Here is an 18,476-nt window from a genome sequence, read left to right as displayed (position 1 = left end):
TTTTTATGAAAAAAATACATAGTTTATCTTTTAAAATACCGGCAATTATAACATTGATTTCCATTATACTTATAGTAATTATATTATCTATAGCCGTAAATTTCGCTAATATAGGAATAAGTAAAAGCAGATTTGAAGGTTTTCAAAATACAGCTCAGGCTTATGCCAAACTATTTGATTCAATATTAATAAATCAAATATCATTAGCAAAAACATACTCTGTAGCACCTGCTGTTATTGAGGCATTAATAAATAGAGATGAAACTTCATTAAGAGAATTATCAAGTGCTTTAAAACAATTTAATGAGGCAAATGAATATTCAATAAATTCAGTTGTTACAGACTTAAATGGAAATGTTATAATGGATGCTGTTGGAAATACTTCAGGGGATATAACTAAACTAAGACCTACTTTATGGAATAAATTAAAATCAAATAATTATGAATTTACCTATGATAATGATTTAGTACAATCAAAAGATACAGGAGTTCATTCTATAGCTATAGGCGGAGGAATAAAAGATTTTACAGGTAATTTAATAGGTGTTGCTTTCGTTATAATAGATTGGAAACTTATTCATGATAATTATTTCACAGATATATCTTTAGGTAAAACAGGAAGAATATTAGCAATAGATTCTAATTTAACAGATATGATGGATAATTTATATGATCAAATAGGATCAAAAGCTGTTAATAATTATAAAACAGTATTTGACAATAATTTATCGCAAGGAAGATTATCATATGTTTATATGGGACAAAATAGAACAGGTTCATACTACAGAATGAAAACTATGAATTGGATTGTAGCTATGACTATGTTTGACAGCGAGATATATTCTACAAATAGAGATTTAATAATTATTAGCTCTATTGTAGGTATAATAGCTATTGTATTATTAACTATATTCATATATCTATTTATAAAGAGATTAATGGGACATTTAAACAGCATCATAAAAGAAGCAAAAGAAATAGAGATGGGAAATTTAACATATGTTGCTAATGAACATGCAAGAAAAGATGAACTTGGAATATTATTTGAATCTTTTAAAGGAATGCGTGAAAAACTAACAGAGATTATATCTAAAGTTAATGATTCTTCACAAAAAATTACTTATGCTGCACAGGAATTATCAAATGGAAATGCTGATTTATCAAGAAGAACTGAGGCGCAAGCTGCAAGTCTTGAAGAAACAGCAAGTTCTATGGAAGAGATGGCTTCAACAATAAAGTCCTCAACATCTCATTCTGTAGAAGGAAATAACATGATGAAAGATTCTATGGACTCTATTAGAAATGCAGGTGCTATAATAGTAGAAACTACAAAAAGCATAGAAGAAGTTAATGAAGACAGTGAAAAAATAAAAAATATTACAAAAGTTATTGAAGACATAGCATTTCAAACTAATATACTTGCTCTTAATGCTGCTGTTGAAGCTGCACGTGCAGGAGAACAAGGTAAAGGTTTTGCTGTTGTAGCCAGTGAGGTTAGAAACTTGGCTCAGAACTCTCAAACTTCTGCAAAAGACATAACTAATTTAATTAATGTTATATATGAAAAAATAAATAAATCTGCTGAAAAAGCAAAAGAATCTCAGCAAATATTTGAAGATTTAGAGAAAAAAATAGAAGAGACTTCAAATATAATGCGTGATATAAGCGAGACAGCAGTTGAACAGCAGGTAGGAGTAGATCAAGTAAATACAGCAGTTTCTCAAATGGACACCGTAACACAGCAAAATGCCGCATTAGTTGAAGAGGCATCTGCTGCTGCTGACTCTCTATTAAATGAAGCTAAAGAACTTGAACAGGCAATGCGTTTCTTTAAATTAAAGAAATAATAGTTTGTAGTATAAAGTATAATTATTATAAAATATATTACTATTTTATAATAATTATACTTCTCTTTTTATATTAGGAGTATAAATTATTCTTCTAAAATCGCTGTCTTTATCATCCATATCTCCTAAAAACATTCTCTCATGTTCAGGTACTTTCTCATAAGCCTCTTTTAATAATTCTCTGTTATCATCTGAAGGATATACAAGATAATTATGATAGCATCTTATTGCATAATCAAATGCATTCTCTTTTCCAGAAATATTTTTTATATTCTCTTCTATCTCTTTTAATTTTTCTTTTTTATTTGTATATTTTACATCTGGCTTTAATTTAAGCTTTGCAAGATTTTCTATTACAATAATATCATCTTCTTTAGGATATAAAAGAAGTTCATTTTTATTAAACATATTTTTCACTTTATCAAAATTATATATATTATCATCATTATTAAAAGATATTGTTTCATCATCATAAATGGTGTAGCAAGTTAAAAATACTTCTTTGCTGGATGAATAATTATCAGATTTTCTAAATATAAAATAACTTTTTCCATCCGATAAATCATATCCGAATTTGGAGTTCATTTTAAAATCAATAGGATTTGCCATAAATGACACTTTTAAACTTTCCCATTTTTCTATTTCTCTTTGAGTAGTTTTATAAATATTTTGCATTTCAGGATTCATTTCTTTTAATATGCTTTTAATGTATTGATAATAATCATCTTTATGAAACCATTTCGATTCTAAAATTTTAAAATCCCCTATTCCATGAATATCCAATTCTTCATTATCTTCTATAAATGATACAACCCATTTTCTTTCCAATGCTTTTTCAAACTGATAAATATCAAATTTCTCCCAAGCACTAATTATACCGTCTTCATAGATAGCTAAATTTGAAAGGAAATAAGAACCATTTTTAATAATACCGAAAAAAGTTCTTCCCTCAATTTTTTCATTTCTATATACATTATTTCTTTTCATAAAATATCACTTTTTAATTTATTAATATATATCTATAATATTTTCTATTTTAAAAACTATTTCATCACCATATTTTACACTTTCAATATAGTAAGGCTTATTGTCTAATATACCAACAAAATTGTCTTCATTTATTTCTATGATTTTTACCCACATTCTCTCAGGTATTGTTTCAGGAGAGTCATTTTTCTCAACAAAAATTAATTTAACTAAATCATTAACTTTTAAGGAATCAATTTCTTTTTTGGAAGGTATTTCAAAAGTATCAGGATATTCTTTGTTTAATTCAAATGCATTTTCTAAATAATATTTACTCATAATAAAAATTCCTATATAAGCTCCAGCTTTCTAATATTTTTTATATTGATATTGTTTTTTGAAAGATAGCTTTTTATATCTCGTACCCTTATAGCTTTCTCCTTGCTTTCTAAAAGTGTTATGAGTAAATTATCATCTTTGTTTATGAGTAAATAATCGCCTTTTCTCTCTTCACTTGTATTTAATTCTTCCTTGTTTGATAATATATCAAAAGCTTTTTTATCATCATTTGTAATAATTTTATAAACTGTATTTTTGGGCAGAGATTGAATATTTTTAACATTTAAAGGAGTAGATACAGCACTAATTATTTCAATGCCTATATGAGAAAGTAAATTATTAATTTTGTTTTTTAATAATTCTATGTCTATGGTATCAGTTAAACTTACTTCCATATACTCTGCTTCACTTTCGCATGCAAAAGGAGTAGGAGGAGTAAATACAACTTTTTCTAATGGATGAAAACCTTTGCTTAATGCTATGCTTGCACCTGCTATTTTTAAAGCACAAATCATAACCCTTGATAAATCATGCATTCCTAAAAGTGATGATATTCCTTCTTTTTTGAATTTCATTAATATTTTATAGTTTACAGCAAATATATCTCTTTTCTTTAGAGTCTTTAATTCTTCAACCATTTGAGTGAAGTTTGTATTTAAAACTTCTTTTTTATATTTATGGCAGTATTTTTTATAATCTATACCGCAGTTCTGACAATTTCCAGTAAAGCAGTAATCTGTGAATTTACCGTTTTGAAATCTTTCGTATTCTTTATCAAAAAATTTCTGACTTACAAGAGTATCAATGCATTTCCAAGGAGTATTTATTTTTTTGCTTAATAATTCTTTTATAGTGTATCCGCTTTCTTCTATTACTTCTTTCCAAACATCATATTTGAAATATTCTACCCAAGCATCAAATTTTGCTCCTTTCTTATATGCTTTATAAATTATATCACCCATTTTTTCATCGCCTCTTGAAATTATACCTTCAATTTCTGCCATTCTAGGAGGATGATATTTTATAGCTACTTTAGTTCCTCTAAAATGATCTCTTACTTTTCCTATATGAATAATAGCTTCTTCATCTGTAAGCTGATTATTGTTTTCTAAAGGTGTATGAGGCTTTGGAATAAATACATTGATAGCGGCATTTATTTTTACTTTATTTTTTGATACTTTTATCATTTTTTCAAGGGCTTCTATTATTTCATCAGCTTCTTTGTCCGGATTATCAGTGAATCCTATCATAAAATAAATTTTTACTATCTTCCAGCCCATTTTCTGAACATCTGCAAGTATATTGTATATGGCATCTTCGTCCATTTCTTTATTGATTTTTTCTCTTAATTCATGGCTTCCCACTTCCAATGCGAATGTTAATCCTGTTTTTCTAAACTGTGCTATTCTATCTGCTGTATCTTTATCGAATGAGTCTATTCTTAATGAAGGCAGAGAAAGAGAAAATCCTTTATGTTCTCCAAGTGTCTGCAAATATTCTATTAATTCTCCAATATGAGGATAATCATCAGCGGAAAGTGAAAATAAATTTAAAGTATTAGCTCCAGTGGCTTCTAATGACTCCATTGCTATATCAACAATTTTTTCTATAGTACGATTTCTTACTGGTCTATAAGTAATTCCTGCCAAACAGAATCTGCAGCTATGAGTACAGCCTCTAGCTATTTCAACTGATATTCTGTTTTGAATGCCTTCTACAAGTGGTACTAAAGGTTTCTTCACATAAGGCATTTCATTAATATTTTCAACGAATATTCTTTTTACATGCTCTCTAGGATATTTAGGAACATAAGCATATTCAAGTTTGGAAAGTTCTTTTAATATATCATCTCTTTTAGCTCCGTTTTTTTTGAGATTATAAATTATATCAACAAAATTTTTCATCTCAAAATCAAATTCGCCGAATAAAAATACATCAATAAAATTAACTAAAGGGAATGGATTATATACGCTTGGTCCTCCTGCTGCTATTATAGGTACATCTTCTCCTCTTTCATCTCTATGTATAGGTATTTGGCTTAATTCGAGTACTTGTAGTATATTTGTATATATAAGCTCATACTGCAAAGTAAATCCCAAAACATCGGCGTCTTTTACTCTGCTGAAAGTTTCTAAAGTATAAAGAGGTATATTTCTTTCTTTTAAAAGTTTTTCAAAATCTTCAGCAACGGCATACACTCTCTCGCATGAAGCGTATTCAATAGAGTTAATAACCTCATAAAGTATAGAAAGTCCTAAATTGCTGATTGCTACCTCATACATATCTGCAAAGCACATAATGAATTTAAAAGGCATATCAGGTTTTATTATAGCATTTATTTCACCGCCTAAATATCTTGTAGGCTTTATTATATCTTCACTTTTAACAAGTTCTAGTATTTCATTTTTTAAATTTTCACTCATTATTTTGTATAGTCCCAATTATTGTTTTGAATTATCATTATATAGTAAAGTTTAGTATAATACAAATTATATAATTATAATTTATTTAATATATATATATACATAATATATACACTATACATATTGATTTTTTTATTATAGTGTATTATACTGAAATCAATATTATTAATTAGGAATATAAATGTCTAATCCCAAATTTCCAGCACCAAATTTCAATACTCCATTATATATGATGAAACTTTAATTAATAATGGAAATTATACTATAAATTCTGGAACTCCTCTTCTTAGATATGTTATAGATAAAAATACAAATAAACAATCAAAAGTTGGAGAAGTGGTATTAGGAAAAGCTATAGGCGGAAAAGGAGAAGGTACAGCATATAAATCTAATATAGGAAAAATATGCAAAATATATCATTCAGATAAAGTAACAAATTTTAGAGCTACTAAATTAGGACATATGCAATTAAATAAAATAGTTTATAATGGGCTATGCTGGCCTGAAGAACTACTTTATTTAGAAGACAAATACAGCAGTAAAAAATATTTTGTAGGCTATTTAATGAATGAAGGATATGGATACACTTTGGAAAGTGCAATACATTTTATGGGTATTTCTGAAAAAATTCCTAATTGGACTAGATTGGAATTAGTTGAATTATGTTTATCTATTTTGGGAGTTATAAAAGAACTTCATAAATGTAATGTTATATTAGGAGATATAAACGGCGGAAATATACTAGTAAGAAATTACAATGATGTTTATTTTATAGACTGCGACAGTTTTCAAATAGGACAGTATCCATGTCCTGTAGGTACAGATGAGTTTACACCTAAAGAATTAATAGGAAAACAATTTAAATATACTTTGAGAAGTAAAGATCAGGATATGTTCGCTGTTACAGTTTTGATGTTTAAAATACTTTTTTTGTGGCAGCATCCTTATTCATATAAAGGAGGAACTTCAATAGTTGATAATATAAAAAAGTCATTCTTTCCATATAGGTTTGAAGGAGAGAATGGTAATTATGTTCCTGATGGTATATGGAGATTTATTTGGAGTAATACTACATATTATATAAAACAAATGTTTTCTGATTGTTTTGCTAAAAATAAAAGATTAACTATAGAAGAACTTTATGATGTGTTTAAACGATATAAGCATGATATTAAAAAGGTAATGCTTCAGATGATTTAAAACCAACAAAATATAAAAGAAAAAAATAATATAATTTAGGAGTATTTTATGTCAGATAATATTTTTAATAGACGCAATGATAATAGAACTACATATTTGATAAATAATCCGAATCCAAGAGTTCCTGTATGTCTTATACTAGATACAAGCGGATCTATGTCCGGAGATCCTATTGAAGAACTTAATGACGGTGTAGAATTATTTTTAGATGCTATAAAAAGTGACGAAAAAGCTAGATGGGCAGCTGAAATAGCTATAATATCTTTTGGAGGTGTTGTTAATGTATGCTCAGATTTCCAAGGTGTTGATAGAATAAACTTCAAAAGATTCTATGCTGATGGTGGAACTCCTATGGAAGAAGGAGTAATGAAAGGAATAGAATTGTTAGAAAAGAGAAAAAATGATTATAAAACTAGAGGTGTACCTTACTATCAGCCTTGGATGGTAATAATGTCAGACGGATATCCTGATTATGAACCATCTAAAGCATATCAAATTACATATCAGATGTCTCAAAACAGAAAGTTGGTATGTTTACCTTTAGGAGTACAAGATGCTGATATGCAAGTATTATCAAAATTTTCTACAAAACCTGCTTTAAAGTTGAGAGGTATAAATTTTAAGGATTTCTTTGAATGGTTATCAAAAAGTGTACAGGCTGTTTCTCAATCAGCCACTACTGATGCTGAGGTAGTTTTACCTAAAATTGATTGGGGAACTATAGAAAATTAATAATTCATTAAAAGGATATAATTAATATGGGTAATAATAGTTTTTCTTGTTATAAATATTTGGCACAAGGCAAAAGTCATATTAAAAATAATACTCCTTGTCAGGATTATTGTAATTATTTTTCAGGAAAAGATTTCTCTATTATTGCTCTTTCTGACGGTGCTGGATCATGTAAATTTTCTCAAATAGGTTCAAAAACTTTGGTAGATTCTATAATAGAATTCTTAAAAAATAATTATGAAACTATAATGGATAAAAATGAAGATGAAATAAAATCATTAATTATATCCTATTTATCCAAAAAAATAGAACACACTGCTTTAGAAAAAAATAGAAGAAAAACAATTATCAGCAACATTGCTTTTTGTTTTGTCATATAAAAATAGAGCTATGTATGGGCATATAGGAGATGGTGTAATAGCATGTGATTTAAAAAACGAGCTTATAGTTTTAGACAGAGGAGAAAACGGAGAATTTAAAAACGAAACTGTTTTCTTTAGAAAAAACATAAAAAAAGACTATTTAAAATTAAGAGTTATACCTAATAAAGATATACTCAGTTTTTTCTGTTTTTCTGATGGATTAGAACCCGTATTAATTTCATTCAAAGAAGATATTTTAGCTCCAAAACTTCAGACTTATTCTTCATGGATATACTACAAATATGAAAGCAAAACTTATGAAGAAGAAATAACAGATGACTTAAATTATATTGCTTCTTCAAATTATGCTATAGATGATGATTTAAGTTTAATCATTATGAATATCAATTCAGATAAAAATGATAAAATAAGAGAATATAAAGAATATGTAATAGATCCAATAAATGATGATTTTAAGAAGAAATTAGAAATCCAGAATAGTTCTATAAGTTCTTTAGAGAAGAAACTAGAAACTCAAAATAATTCTATCAGCTATTTAGAGAAGAAACTAGAAACTCAAAATAATTCTATCAGCTATTTAGAGAAGAAATTAGAAATCCAGAATAGTTCTATAAGTTCTTTAGAGAAGAAACTAGAAACTCAAAATAATTCTATCAGCTATTTAGAGAAGAAGCTAGAAAGTCAAAATGATTCTATAAGCTCTTTAGAGAATATATTAAATGAATTTAATTCTAATAATAAATTAGATAAAGTCAATAAAAAAAATAACATATATTTTCTTATGATACCAATGTATATTGGGCAAATTATCATATTAACGTTTTTATTATTAAACAAATAACTTATTTATAATAATATTAACAAAAATAAAGCTGCAAATATTTGCAGCTTTATTAATTATATAAATATGATTTTTATGTTTATCTGAACAACTGCGTTATATCATTTATAGTTATGAATATAGCTAAAGTTATTAAGAATGCCGCACCTATAGTCTGTATTTTTGTTAAAACTTTTCTGTCTATAGGACGTCTCATTACAAGCTCTATAAATGAAAATACTATCATGCCTCCGTCTACAACTGGAAGAGGAAGAAGATTCATTATGAAAAGTATCAAACTTATAGTAGCAGTAAATGAAAGTATAGTTCTTAATCTGTATTCTATATCAACAGATATTACCTGAGAAGAAAGCTGTATTATTCTTACAGGTCCTCCAAGATTCTCACGGACTGATAACTTTCCTGTAAATAATAGTTTTAAACCATTAATATATGATACTAAATAATTTCCTGTTTCTTTAAACGCTTCAGGTATAGACTGAGGAAAAGGAACACCCGGAACTCTTTCAACTCTCATAGAAGTGCTTTCAAACTCTACACCTAAACTTCCGTAAGTTCCTATTGTTTTTGACTCTACAGGTCTTGGTATAGCCTCTCTTGTAACCTCTTCTCCATTTCTTAGAACAGTTATAGTAATCTTTTGAGAAGCATTATCCATAACTATAGGTCTGAAATCAGCTATGTTTCTAGCATTCATTCCATTAATTGATACTATTTTATCTCCGTTCATAAGACCTGCCTCAGAAGCAGCAGAATCAGGAAGTACATTTTTTATTATAAGATCATCTCCAAAATATAAACCCAATGCTCTCTCTCCGCTCAATGCCTTAAGCATCTCTACAGAAGGTATTGTTACATTAAGTGTTTCTCCATTACGGTCTAATGTGAATACTATCTTATCAGCAGCTTTCTGTATAGCCTCATCATTTATTGTTTTTAATATATCATTGTCAGATTCTACTTTTCTTCCATTTACAGCAGTTATAGTATCTCCGCTTTGTATACCGTATTCATATGCTAATGTCATGCCAAACTTTGAATGCATGTATCTTCCATCTTTGAATACTGATACAGTAGGTGAATATAATTCTATCTTTGAAGGCAATGATACCAATACAGCAAGAAGTAAAAAAGCAAATAAATAATTAAAGAAAGGACCAGCAAAATAAACTATTATTCTCTTTAGAGGAGACATATTTAAAAAATCTCCTTCCTCTGTTTTACCATCCTCTGAAATCTCTCCTTTGAATTTACAATATCCGCCAAAAGGTATAATTGATAATCTAAAATCTATGCCTTTTATTTCTTTCTTAAAAATTATAGGGCCGAAACCAATAGAGAAAGCTTCTGCCTTTATTCCAACTGCTAAGCCTGCAAGTAAATGCCCCATCTCATGAACAAATACTAATACGCTTAGTAATATAATAGCTCCTATCCAACTCAAATTGAACCTCCTAAAAATTCATACCTCTTATTAAGAATAATTACTAATAAGTATATATTCAATATAAATTTATTTCAATACATTTTTGTATTAACATAATATATATTTTTTAAAAAAATTTACAATAGCTTTATGTACCCATTGTTGTTTAAATATAACAAATATATAAAAATTTTACAAAAATAATTTTATTGAAAAAAATAATAAAATTTTATACATTTTGCATATAAAAAAACTATTAATAATTTTATTCATTATTTTTATGCGGATACAGTTTTAATACATTAAACCCAAACGAAGAAACTTCATCAAAAATTATGTATGTAAAGTCAAAAAATCATGCATTTCCATAAAAAAGTTTTAACAAATTTATAAATTTAACATATAAAAAATAAAGTCATAAAATATTATTATTTATATATAAATAATAATATATTGACATAAACTGACAAATTTGTTATGGTGTAATTACTATGAAAAAATTACAAATTATACTTTTATCAATATGCTTTTTATTTACTGTTAGCTGCAGTTACAGTATATTAAACCCTAATACTGGAAATTCAGGAAATAATAATATAAATAAATCAAAAACTATGTATTTTAAGTTTAAAGTATCAGGAAAATCTTCTAAAATGGTTTTCAATAAAAATAATATTTTTCCTAAAGAATTGAGCATAAAAAACTACGGCAATGGTTCTACTTTCACTCATACAGGAAACTGGGGAGATCCTGGATATGTTGTAAATTATTTATTCTGTGATGATAAAATGGGAAATAGCATGAGCATTCCTTTTTATGCTGGAGATTCTAAATTACAAACATTATACAGCGATAAAGATAGCGAAATAACATTTAAAGGATATATTTGGATTGGAAATTCAGGGACTTTATTTTTTAGAAATGATTTTTCATGCACTATATCTTTAAAAGATTTTGATGAATCTAAAAATAATAATATAGCTTTAGTATCAATAGTTTTATATCCTGATAATAATACATATAAATGCTCATTTGACGGTTTTGAAAATAAATAATTAAATATTTTAATTTGATTATATAAAAAATTATTATATAATAATCAAATTAATAATTCATTAAGGTAAAATAATTTTTAATATAATGGATGAAAGTAAATCGTATATTGTAACTCAAAATAGAGAATATTTTTTATCTCGTAATATAGAATGTATTTCTTTAAAAAATTCTTATTTAAAAAAGATTCTAAAAACAATAAAAAAAGATAATCATTCAATAAATATATTTCTATATGACAATGATAAAAATAAATTATACGGATACTATGAAATAGATTTAAATAATCAAACTCAATCAAATAAAGATTATACTAATATCTACATAACAGATAATTATAAAAGAAGAAGAGGAATATATTATAAATTAGAAGATAAATACTCAGATTTTTCTATATATGAAATAGATTATAAAACCTTCTCAAAACTAAGAGACAGATTAATAATTCTAAACGATAATATATCTCAGACATTTTTTTCATGCTCAATAGAAAATAATATCTTTAAGTACAGAGCCATAGAAACATATCCCTCGCTTTATGTAGCAGAATATGAGAAACATTTTGATTATAAGGCTTATGAAAGTATATATAAAGAATATCTGCGTTTGATAAAGCATTCAAACAGTGAAAACGATAATGCATATAAATATATAGAAATCGGCAACTATTTAATGAATATGCTAATTCCGGAAAAAGATTTTAGAAAGCATATTTTAGAAGGATTTAGAATAGTTTATTTGCATCTTGATGACAGCACTTATAATATACCTTGGGATATACTGTCATATAATGGAAAATTTATATCAGAGAATATAATTTTTTCTTACTCTAATGCTTCAAATGTACTTTATAAAAACAATAATAGAATTGCAAATAAAAAAATAAAAATGGCTGTAATATCTATACCTAATGATGATATAACAGAAGATAAAAAAGAAATGGAAATAATACATCAAATAATAAATAACACTAAAAATATAGAAATAGATTTATATAAAAAAGAACATAATTATTTTGAGTTTATAAAAGTATTGGAAAGCTATGATATAGTTCATATAATAACACATGGATATGAAGATGGTATTAAATTAAGCGATGATTACACAATAAACTCTGTAGGAGCATTAGAAAATCCTCCTTCGCTTGTTTTTATCAATGCCTGCAATATGGAAGAAACAAATAATAAATTAATAAAATCATTATTATCTTCTGGTATTGGAACGGTTATATCTGGTGTAGGTTCTTTAGCTGACGGATTATATATTAATTTTATATATAGCTTTTACAGTAATTTATTTCATAAAGATGCTAGAATAAATACAGCTCAAGCATATTATTTTGCTTATACTGAAATAAAAGATTTTTATAAAGGGTTTATGCGTTATAGATTTAATGGAGTTCCTATTTATGTTTAATGTGATGATTAGAAGATTTTTTATATTAATAATATTATCAACAATATTGTTTTCATGCAATAATGCTGAAGAAATGACCCCTATAAACAAAAGAAAATTAGCCCCTAAAGTTTCAAGCATATATAAAGCAGAAGCATATAACTTAAGAATTAATTATATTATAATGCATTATACAGCATTAGATGACGATTTATCATTAAAAATTTTAATAGGACCAGGAGTTTCATCTCATTATTTAGTAACTACAAGAGAAGATGATCCTATATATAAACTTGTGGATGACAGCAACAGAGCTTGGCATGCTGGAATAACAATGTATAATAATAGATACAGTATGAATGATAGTTCTATTGGAATAGAAGTAGTAAATTTAGGTTTTTTACAGAAAGTTACAAATACAAGAGAACAATTAAGAAGAATGACTAAAACACAAAGAGAGGACTTATTTTTTATACCTTATGATGAATATATAGAATATGAGGAAAGCCAAATAGAAAAAATAGCATACCTTTTGCAAAACTTAGTAGAAAAATATGATATCAAACCTTATAACATATTAGGACACTCTGATGTAGCACCATTTAGAAAAAAAGATCCAGGACCTAAATTCCCATGGAAAAGACTTTATGAAGAGTATAATCTTGGAATATGGTATGATGAATATGATTACAGCAATTTTTTAAATGATGATAAATATAAAAGAGCTACTGTAAAACAAATAAAAGATGAGTTTATAAAATACGGTTATACAAGCATGCCTACAAATAATGTTTGGGATTTTAATTCAAGAAAGGTATTATATGCATTTCAATGCCATTTCAGACCGGAAGAAATGGATGGAAATATTGATAATGAAACTTATGCTATAATAAGAGCTTTAAATGCTAAAGTAAAAAAAATCAATGAAAGAGAAGAGCGTTCTAAAGCTAATAACTTCCTAACAAATACATTCTTTACAAACATTTTTATAAAAAGAAATATAGTAAGTACAAATTTAAATTATATATATACTAATGGTTCATTAAAAAGAAACTAAGAAAGTTTATTTTATGGTTACAGTTTATATTGCTGCCAGAGATATTGGTAATTACAAAGATAATACAGAAAGACTTAAAGAAGTGCTTATAGAAAGCGACATAATACTAGTTGAAAGTTTTAGGGAAGCAAGCACACTTTTTAAGGCATTAAATATCAAAAAAGATAAAGAATGTTTGATAGAGTTTAGTGAGCATACAAAAAAATCAAAAGATATTGACGATATAATAACAAAGATTATAAACTGCAAAACCGTTTCACTTATAAGCGACTGCGGTACTCCTGTATTAGAAGATCCTGGAAGATTACTTTTAGAATACTGCTATTCCCACAATATAAAAGTAAAGCCTATAGCAGGTGTAAGCAGCGTTACAGCAGCTATTATGTGTCTGCCTTTTAATTTTAAAGAGTTTTATTATGCAGGACTTTTGCCTAGAGATGACAAAGAAAGAGAAAAAAAACTATCTTATTTAAAAAAATTAAATGTGCCCGTTATTATTTTAGACACTCCATATAGACTCTCAAAGGTGCTTAATGCTGTGAAAAAAGTTTATTCAAAAGATAAAGAAGCGGCTTTATGTTTAGACATTACAACAGATAATGAAGAAATAACTATTGATAAAATAAATAATTTATGCAGTAAATATCAGGATAATAAAAAACGTGAATTTGTATTGGTTATAAGTTAATAATTTTTATCAGCAGTAAGAAAAAATAATGAGTATACTCTCGCCATAGCTTTTTATATCATACTTCATCTTATCTTTTATAATATTATTAAAAGCTTCATCTTCTAAAAACTTTTTATAATACTCCGCACCAAACTCGGCAGCAAATATACCATTATCATTTAAAATATTTCTTTCTATTATCATACTTATAACATCTAAATAAATTTTTGAATGATACGGAGGATCAAAAAATATAACATCAAATTTATCATTAGTTTTTTTTACATAATCATCTGCAGATACCCTTTTTATCTTGCATATATCATTATAATTTTCAAATATAGCTTTGGCATTAGAGAATATAGTTTTAACAGCTTCTCTATCTATCTCTATAAATGCAGCATATTTTGCATTCCTGCTCAATGCCTCAAATCCCATAGCACCGCTTCCAGAACAAAGATCCAAAAATGTTTTATTTTCAATATTAACTATATTAAAAAAAGCCTCCCTAACCTTTGCCTGAGTAGGTCTGAAATCTCTTTTAGGTGTTAATATTTTTCTTCCTTTTTTATTTCCAGATATTACATACATAAATAAAACTGCCAATTATATAATAAATTATTTATACATAATTCTAATTTGTGCAAAAGCAGCATCAACATTTAAATATAATATCTTATCAGAACTGCCTATAACAAAATTAGTCTCACCAAAACTTACACTATCTCCAGTAGGAATAGAAACGCTTCCAAAAGCAGAAGATGCTTTTATATGTACCTGCACAGAATCATTAATAAATATAACTGTATCAGAAAAAACAGTATTAACATATATACTTTTATTTCTGTCTATTTCCAAATCATATAAATCTATAGTAGTAGTTTTAAAATAAATATCATACTTTCCGTTTTTGGGAATGCTGTCACCCACATAATGCTTTCCAACCAATATATAAACGCCTAAAAATATTATTATCATTCCTATAATCATTCTGAATATAGGAGTATACAATATGAAAGGCATATTAATATTAAAACAATATCTAATAAGAACATATATTCCTACACATATTACAAACAACCCTAAAAGAATTTTGGATGCATAAAATCCTCTTCCTAAGACAATGGCAAATCCCCATGCAATTATTAAAAGAGCAACAACTATTGTAAATACAGGAGTATATGCCAATGCTGGTATATAAATATGAAAAACATATTGTAATAATATATATGCCCCTATTATTATTATTATAGTGCCTATTAAAAATCTTGAAAATATAAATTTCATAAATCAAAACCTTAAAATATATATTTATATATAGTAACTAATATTGATAAAAAAACAAGACTTTTATAAAAATTATTGACAAAGTTAACTTTTTAGTAAATAATATGTTTTATAAATTATAAAAAATAAATACAATTTAAATATATGATTATACTTGATATACTTTATAATATCACTATCTACCCTATAGAGTTCATTATAGAAACTCTATTTTTTCTATTTCACAGAATATTTAACTTTTCTTTCAGTATAAGCATATTATTTTTAAATTTATCCATAAATTTAATATCACTTCCTCTTTATAATATAGCAGAAAGCTGGCAGTCAAAAGAAAGAAATCTAAGAAACAAAATGCAGCCTATTATAGACAATATAAAAAATGTATATAAAGGAGATCAAAGATATTTATTAATAAAAACTTGTCATAGAATAAACAAATATAAAACTGTATATGCATTTATAGGCATTTTAGGATTGCTTATACAAATACCTTTTTTTATAGCAGCATACAATTTTATTTACAATTTAACCAATTTATCCGAAGGGCATTTTTTATTTATAAAAGACTTTTCAATGCCTGATAATTTAATAAGCATATCAAATATACATATAAATATGCTGCCTATTACAATGACAGCATTAAGTTTACTATCAGCAAATGTATACAGTAAAAAATTAAATTTTAAAGAAAGTATACCAATATATATAACATCTTTAATATTTCTAATTTTACTTTATGACTCTCCATCGGGACTATTATTCTATTGGAATATAAATTGTTTATTTTCATTAATTAAAAATATAATTTTAGAATATAAATTAATGCATGAAAAGCCAGTATCAAAAATATTAAATATTGTATGCATACCAATACTAATTATATTAATCATAGTATCATATATAAATAAAATAGATATAAAAAATATACTGACATTTTCTATTTTAATAGTATTAACTTTAAACTTTAACTATATACAAAAATTAATATTTAATGATAAAAAAATATATTATATGTTCATAAAAAACAGAACAAAAATTATTATAATATCTTCATTAGTAGTAGTAATACTGTCAGGCATATTTATTCCGAGCTCTCTTATAAGCACCTCAGCATCAGATTTTAAAAATCATTTTAGCTTAATAATAAATAATTTTGCAATCAGTTTAGGAATTTTTTTATTTTATCCAATGTTTATATATACTCTATTTTCAAATAGGGTAAAAAATTATTTAAGCCTATTTATACCGCTTCTTGCAATAATATTTATATTAGAAACATTTATAGTAACAGGAAACTACTCAAATATAACATCCGACTTTGTATTCGATAATCCTAACTCTATTATAGCAACCAATAAAGATATAATGATAAATATATTATTAATAACAATGAGCATAGTTTCTATATTTTTAATTATAAAGAAAATTAAATACAATATTTTAATTAATATTTATTCTATAATAATTTTAGCTTTAATAAGCATGTCAATTTTTTATATGAGTAAAATATTCTCATACAATATTTCAAATAAGAATGCCTCTAATATTATAAATGAAGATGACAAAATATTTAATATTTCAAAAGAAGGAGAGAATATATTTGTTATAATATTAGACAGAGCAATATCATCTTATTGGTCAGATGCTTTTGAAAGATACGGCAAATATAAAAAAGAATTTGATGGTTTTGAATTCTATCCGAATACCGTTTCATACAACTATAATACAATAACAATAGCATCTCTTTACGGAGGATACGATTATTTGCCTTATGAAATAACAACAAACGGCAACTATAATATAACCAACATGCATAATCAGTCAATATTAACATTGCCTTTAGCATTAGAAAAATACGGATATAAATCATATATGCTTGATCCGGTATATGCAAATATGTCTTACAAAGGAGATTTAAGCATATTCTCAAATTACAGTAATATAAAAGCATACAGTAAAGATTATATTTATGATTACAGTGTAAATAAATATATAAATAAAAATAATATTTCTGTATATAATTTAGATAATGATAAAATGATACGTTTTTCAATATTTAAAATGATACCTGTATGGCTTAGAAAGACATTATACAGCGATAAAGAGTGGTTCATAAATAAAAATAATACCATAAATACAAGTTTAAGTACTTATGCTATGCTTAGTTCTATTAAAGATTTAATAGATATAAAACAATATGGAAACAATTATAATATACTTCATAATAATGTTACACATGAACCATACTATTTCATACCTGATTATATACCAACAGTTTCATCTAATTATATAAATTATAATGATTTAAAAATATATGAAGATACTAACAGCGTAAAACATTTTTATGCAAATATTGCTGCAATGAATTGTATTTCTGAAATAATACAATTTTTGAAAAAGAATAATGTTTATGATAATACAAAAATAATAATAATTTCAGATCATGGCTACAGAGTAAATTCTCCTCATTTCAAAAATAAAAACATGAAATTTATAAGTTTATATAATTCATTATTAATGTATAAAGATTTTAATTCCAGCGGAACAGTAAAACTTAATACTAACTTTATGACAGTAGCCGATATGCCTTATATGGCTGTAAAACATATAAAAAACATAAAAAATCCATTTAATAATAAGTTAATCACAAATGATTATAAAACAAATGGAGCAAATGTAGTACGTATTAAAAGCTGGAAACCGGAAAATCAAGGAAAGAATTCCTATGACTTTGATACCTATTACCATGTAAAAAATAATATATTTGATACAAATAATTGGAAATTTTATGAATGGTACTATCAAAGTAATTACAGTAAAGAGACAGATCTCTCCCTTGGTTTTAAGCAATAAAATA

Annotated in this window: 16 protein-coding genes; 10 read left to right on the top strand and 6 right to left on the bottom strand. The window is 25.9% G+C overall.

The annotated features are described in order from the left end of the window. The first annotated feature begins 5 nt into the window (after positions 1–5). Positions 6–1,847 carry a methyl-accepting chemotaxis protein gene (locus T324_RS0101940; protein WP_028328736.1) on the top strand — a complete coding sequence of 614 codons (1,842 nt, stop codon included), beginning with the start codon at positions 6–8 and terminating at the stop codon, positions 1,845–1,847. A gap of 54 nt (positions 1,848–1,901) precedes the next feature. Here the strand turns inward: T324_RS0101940 and T324_RS0101935 are convergent, their stop codons facing one another. From T324_RS0101935 to T324_RS0101925, 3 genes are read right to left on the bottom strand one after another with little or no spacing between them, the layout of a single operon-like run. Further along, positions 1,902–2,834, bottom strand: a complete 933-nt coding sequence (locus T324_RS0101935; RefSeq protein ID WP_028328735.1) for a DUF7638 domain-containing protein — start codon at positions 2,832–2,834, stop codon at positions 1,902–1,904. A gap of 21 nt (positions 2,835–2,855) precedes the next feature. After that, entirely contained in the window at positions 2,856–3,152 is a 297-nt protein-coding gene (locus tag T324_RS0101930) for a DUF2314 domain-containing protein (protein WP_028328734.1), read from the bottom strand. 11 nt (positions 3,153–3,163) lie between these two features. Beyond that, the gene (locus tag T324_RS0101925; protein ID WP_028328733.1) at positions 3,164–5,575 is read right to left on the bottom strand and encodes a TIGR03960 family B12-binding radical SAM protein; all 2,412 of its coding nucleotides are present in this window, start codon (positions 5,573–5,575) and stop codon (positions 3,164–3,166) included. A gap of 336 nt (positions 5,576–5,911) precedes the next feature. Between T324_RS0101925 and T324_RS0101920 the strand changes: the two genes are divergently transcribed. From T324_RS0101920 to T324_RS0101905, 4 genes are read left to right on the top strand one after another with little or no spacing between them, the layout of a single operon-like run. Next, the gene (locus tag T324_RS0101920; RefSeq protein WP_028328732.1) at positions 5,912–6,775 is read left to right on the top strand and encodes a protein kinase domain-containing protein; all 864 of its coding nucleotides are present in this window, start codon (positions 5,912–5,914) and stop codon (positions 6,773–6,775) included. A 48-nt stretch (positions 6,776–6,823) separates the two neighbouring features. Then, on the top strand, positions 6,824–7,507 hold the full coding sequence (locus tag T324_RS0101915; protein WP_051436767.1) for a vWA domain-containing protein: 684 nt from the start codon (positions 6,824–6,826) through the stop codon (positions 7,505–7,507). A gap of 26 nt (positions 7,508–7,533) precedes the next feature. Then, complete coding sequence (locus tag T324_RS18695; RefSeq protein ID WP_028328730.1) at positions 7,534–7,887, top strand: protein phosphatase 2C domain-containing protein; 354 nt, start codon at positions 7,534–7,536, stop codon at positions 7,885–7,887. Continuing rightward, complete coding sequence (locus T324_RS0101905) at positions 7,877–8,731, top strand: protein phosphatase 2C domain-containing protein (RefSeq protein WP_028328729.1); 855 nt, start codon at positions 7,877–7,879, stop codon at positions 8,729–8,731. The genes T324_RS18695 and T324_RS0101905 overlap by 11 nt, the downstream gene beginning before the upstream one ends. A gap of 79 nt (positions 8,732–8,810) precedes the next feature. Here the strand turns inward: T324_RS0101905 and rseP are convergent, their stop codons facing one another. Then, positions 8,811–10,175 (bottom strand): RIP metalloprotease RseP, encoded by a 1,365-nt coding sequence (rseP, locus tag T324_RS0101900; RefSeq protein ID WP_028328728.1) that lies wholly within the window; start codon positions 10,173–10,175, stop codon positions 8,811–8,813. A 473-nt stretch (positions 10,176–10,648) separates the two neighbouring features. Between rseP and T324_RS16475 the strand changes: the two genes are divergently transcribed. The 4 genes from T324_RS16475 to T324_RS0101875 all read left to right on the top strand — a co-directional run bounded on the left by T324_RS16475 (position 10,649) and on the right by T324_RS0101875 (position 14,350). Further along, positions 10,649–11,212, top strand: coding sequence for a hypothetical protein (locus tag T324_RS16475; protein ID WP_038374931.1), 564 nt, complete (start codon positions 10,649–10,651; stop codon positions 11,210–11,212). A gap of 85 nt (positions 11,213–11,297) precedes the next feature. Continuing rightward, on the top strand, positions 11,298–12,626 hold the full coding sequence (locus T324_RS0101885; protein WP_028328727.1) for a CHAT domain-containing protein: 1,329 nt from the start codon (positions 11,298–11,300) through the stop codon (positions 12,624–12,626). A gap of 4 nt (positions 12,627–12,630) precedes the next feature. Continuing rightward, positions 12,631–13,662, top strand: a complete 1,032-nt coding sequence (locus T324_RS0101880; RefSeq protein WP_425387416.1) for an N-acetylmuramoyl-L-alanine amidase — start codon at positions 12,631–12,633, stop codon at positions 13,660–13,662. Between the two features lie 13 nt (positions 13,663–13,675). Then, positions 13,676–14,350 (top strand): SAM-dependent methyltransferase, encoded by a 675-nt coding sequence (locus T324_RS0101875; protein ID WP_028328725.1) that lies wholly within the window; start codon positions 13,676–13,678, stop codon positions 14,348–14,350. Positions 14,351–14,359: 9 nt separating this feature from the next. Here the strand turns inward: T324_RS0101875 and rsmD are convergent, their stop codons facing one another. Both rsmD and T324_RS0101865 read right to left on the bottom strand, forming a co-directional pair. Continuing rightward, the gene (rsmD, locus tag T324_RS0101870) at positions 14,360–14,923 is read right to left on the bottom strand and encodes a 16S rRNA (guanine(966)-N(2))-methyltransferase RsmD (protein ID WP_028328724.1); all 564 of its coding nucleotides are present in this window, start codon (positions 14,921–14,923) and stop codon (positions 14,360–14,362) included. A gap of 27 nt (positions 14,924–14,950) precedes the next feature. Then, positions 14,951–15,619, bottom strand: coding sequence for a hypothetical protein (locus T324_RS0101865; RefSeq protein WP_028328723.1), 669 nt, complete (start codon positions 15,617–15,619; stop codon positions 14,951–14,953). A gap of 144 nt (positions 15,620–15,763) precedes the next feature. On the opposite strand from T324_RS0101865, the gene yidC reads away from it, so the two are divergent. Next, on the top strand, positions 15,764–18,472 hold the full coding sequence (gene yidC / locus T324_RS0101860) for a membrane protein insertase YidC (RefSeq protein ID WP_028328722.1): 2,709 nt from the start codon (positions 15,764–15,766) through the stop codon (positions 18,470–18,472). The last annotated feature ends 4 nt before the right edge of the window (positions 18,473–18,476 follow it).

This window comes from Brachyspira alvinipulli ATCC 51933 (assembly GCF_000518245.1).
Taxonomy (GTDB): Bacteria; Spirochaetota; Brachyspiria; order Brachyspirales; family Brachyspiraceae; genus Brachyspira; species Brachyspira alvinipulli.
The sequence above is the reverse complement of the archived record's forward strand: the minus strand, read 5'-3'. Positions and strand labels throughout refer to the sequence as shown.

Bases quoted from the DNA above. Each gene is read 5' to 3' on its own strand.
- T324_RS0101940 (WP_028328736.1), top strand. From the start codon at position 6: ATGAAAAAAATACATAGTTTATCTTTTAAAATACCGGCAATTATAACA.
- T324_RS0101935 (WP_028328735.1), bottom strand. From the start codon at position 2,834: ATGAAAAGAAATAATGTATATAGAAATGAAAAAATTGAGGGAAGAACT.
- T324_RS0101930 (WP_028328734.1), bottom strand. From the start codon at position 3,152: ATGAGTAAATATTATTTAGAAAATGCATTTGAATTAAACAAAGAATAT.
- T324_RS0101925 (WP_028328733.1), bottom strand. From the start codon at position 5,575: ATGAGTGAAAATTTAAAAAATGAAATACTAGAACTTGTTAAAAGTGAA.
- T324_RS0101915 (WP_051436767.1), top strand. From the start codon at position 6,824: ATGTCAGATAATATTTTTAATAGACGCAATGATAATAGAACTACATAT.
- T324_RS18695 (WP_028328730.1), top strand. From the start codon at position 7,534: ATGGGTAATAATAGTTTTTCTTGTTATAAATATTTGGCACAAGGCAAA.
- T324_RS16475 (WP_038374931.1), top strand. From the start codon at position 10,649: ATGAAAAAATTACAAATTATACTTTTATCAATATGCTTTTTATTTACT.
- T324_RS0101885 (WP_028328727.1), top strand. From the start codon at position 11,298: ATGGATGAAAGTAAATCGTATATTGTAACTCAAAATAGAGAATATTTT.
- T324_RS0101880 (WP_425387416.1), top strand. From the start codon at position 12,631: ATGATTAGAAGATTTTTTATATTAATAATATTATCAACAATATTGTTT.
- T324_RS0101875 (WP_028328725.1), top strand. From the start codon at position 13,676: ATGGTTACAGTTTATATTGCTGCCAGAGATATTGGTAATTACAAAGAT.
- rsmD (WP_028328724.1), bottom strand. From the start codon at position 14,923: ATGTATGTAATATCTGGAAATAAAAAAGGAAGAAAAATATTAACACCT.
- T324_RS0101865 (WP_028328723.1), bottom strand. From the start codon at position 15,619: ATGAAATTTATATTTTCAAGATTTTTAATAGGCACTATAATAATAATA.
- yidC (WP_028328722.1), top strand. From the start codon at position 15,764: ATGATTATACTTGATATACTTTATAATATCACTATCTACCCTATAGAG.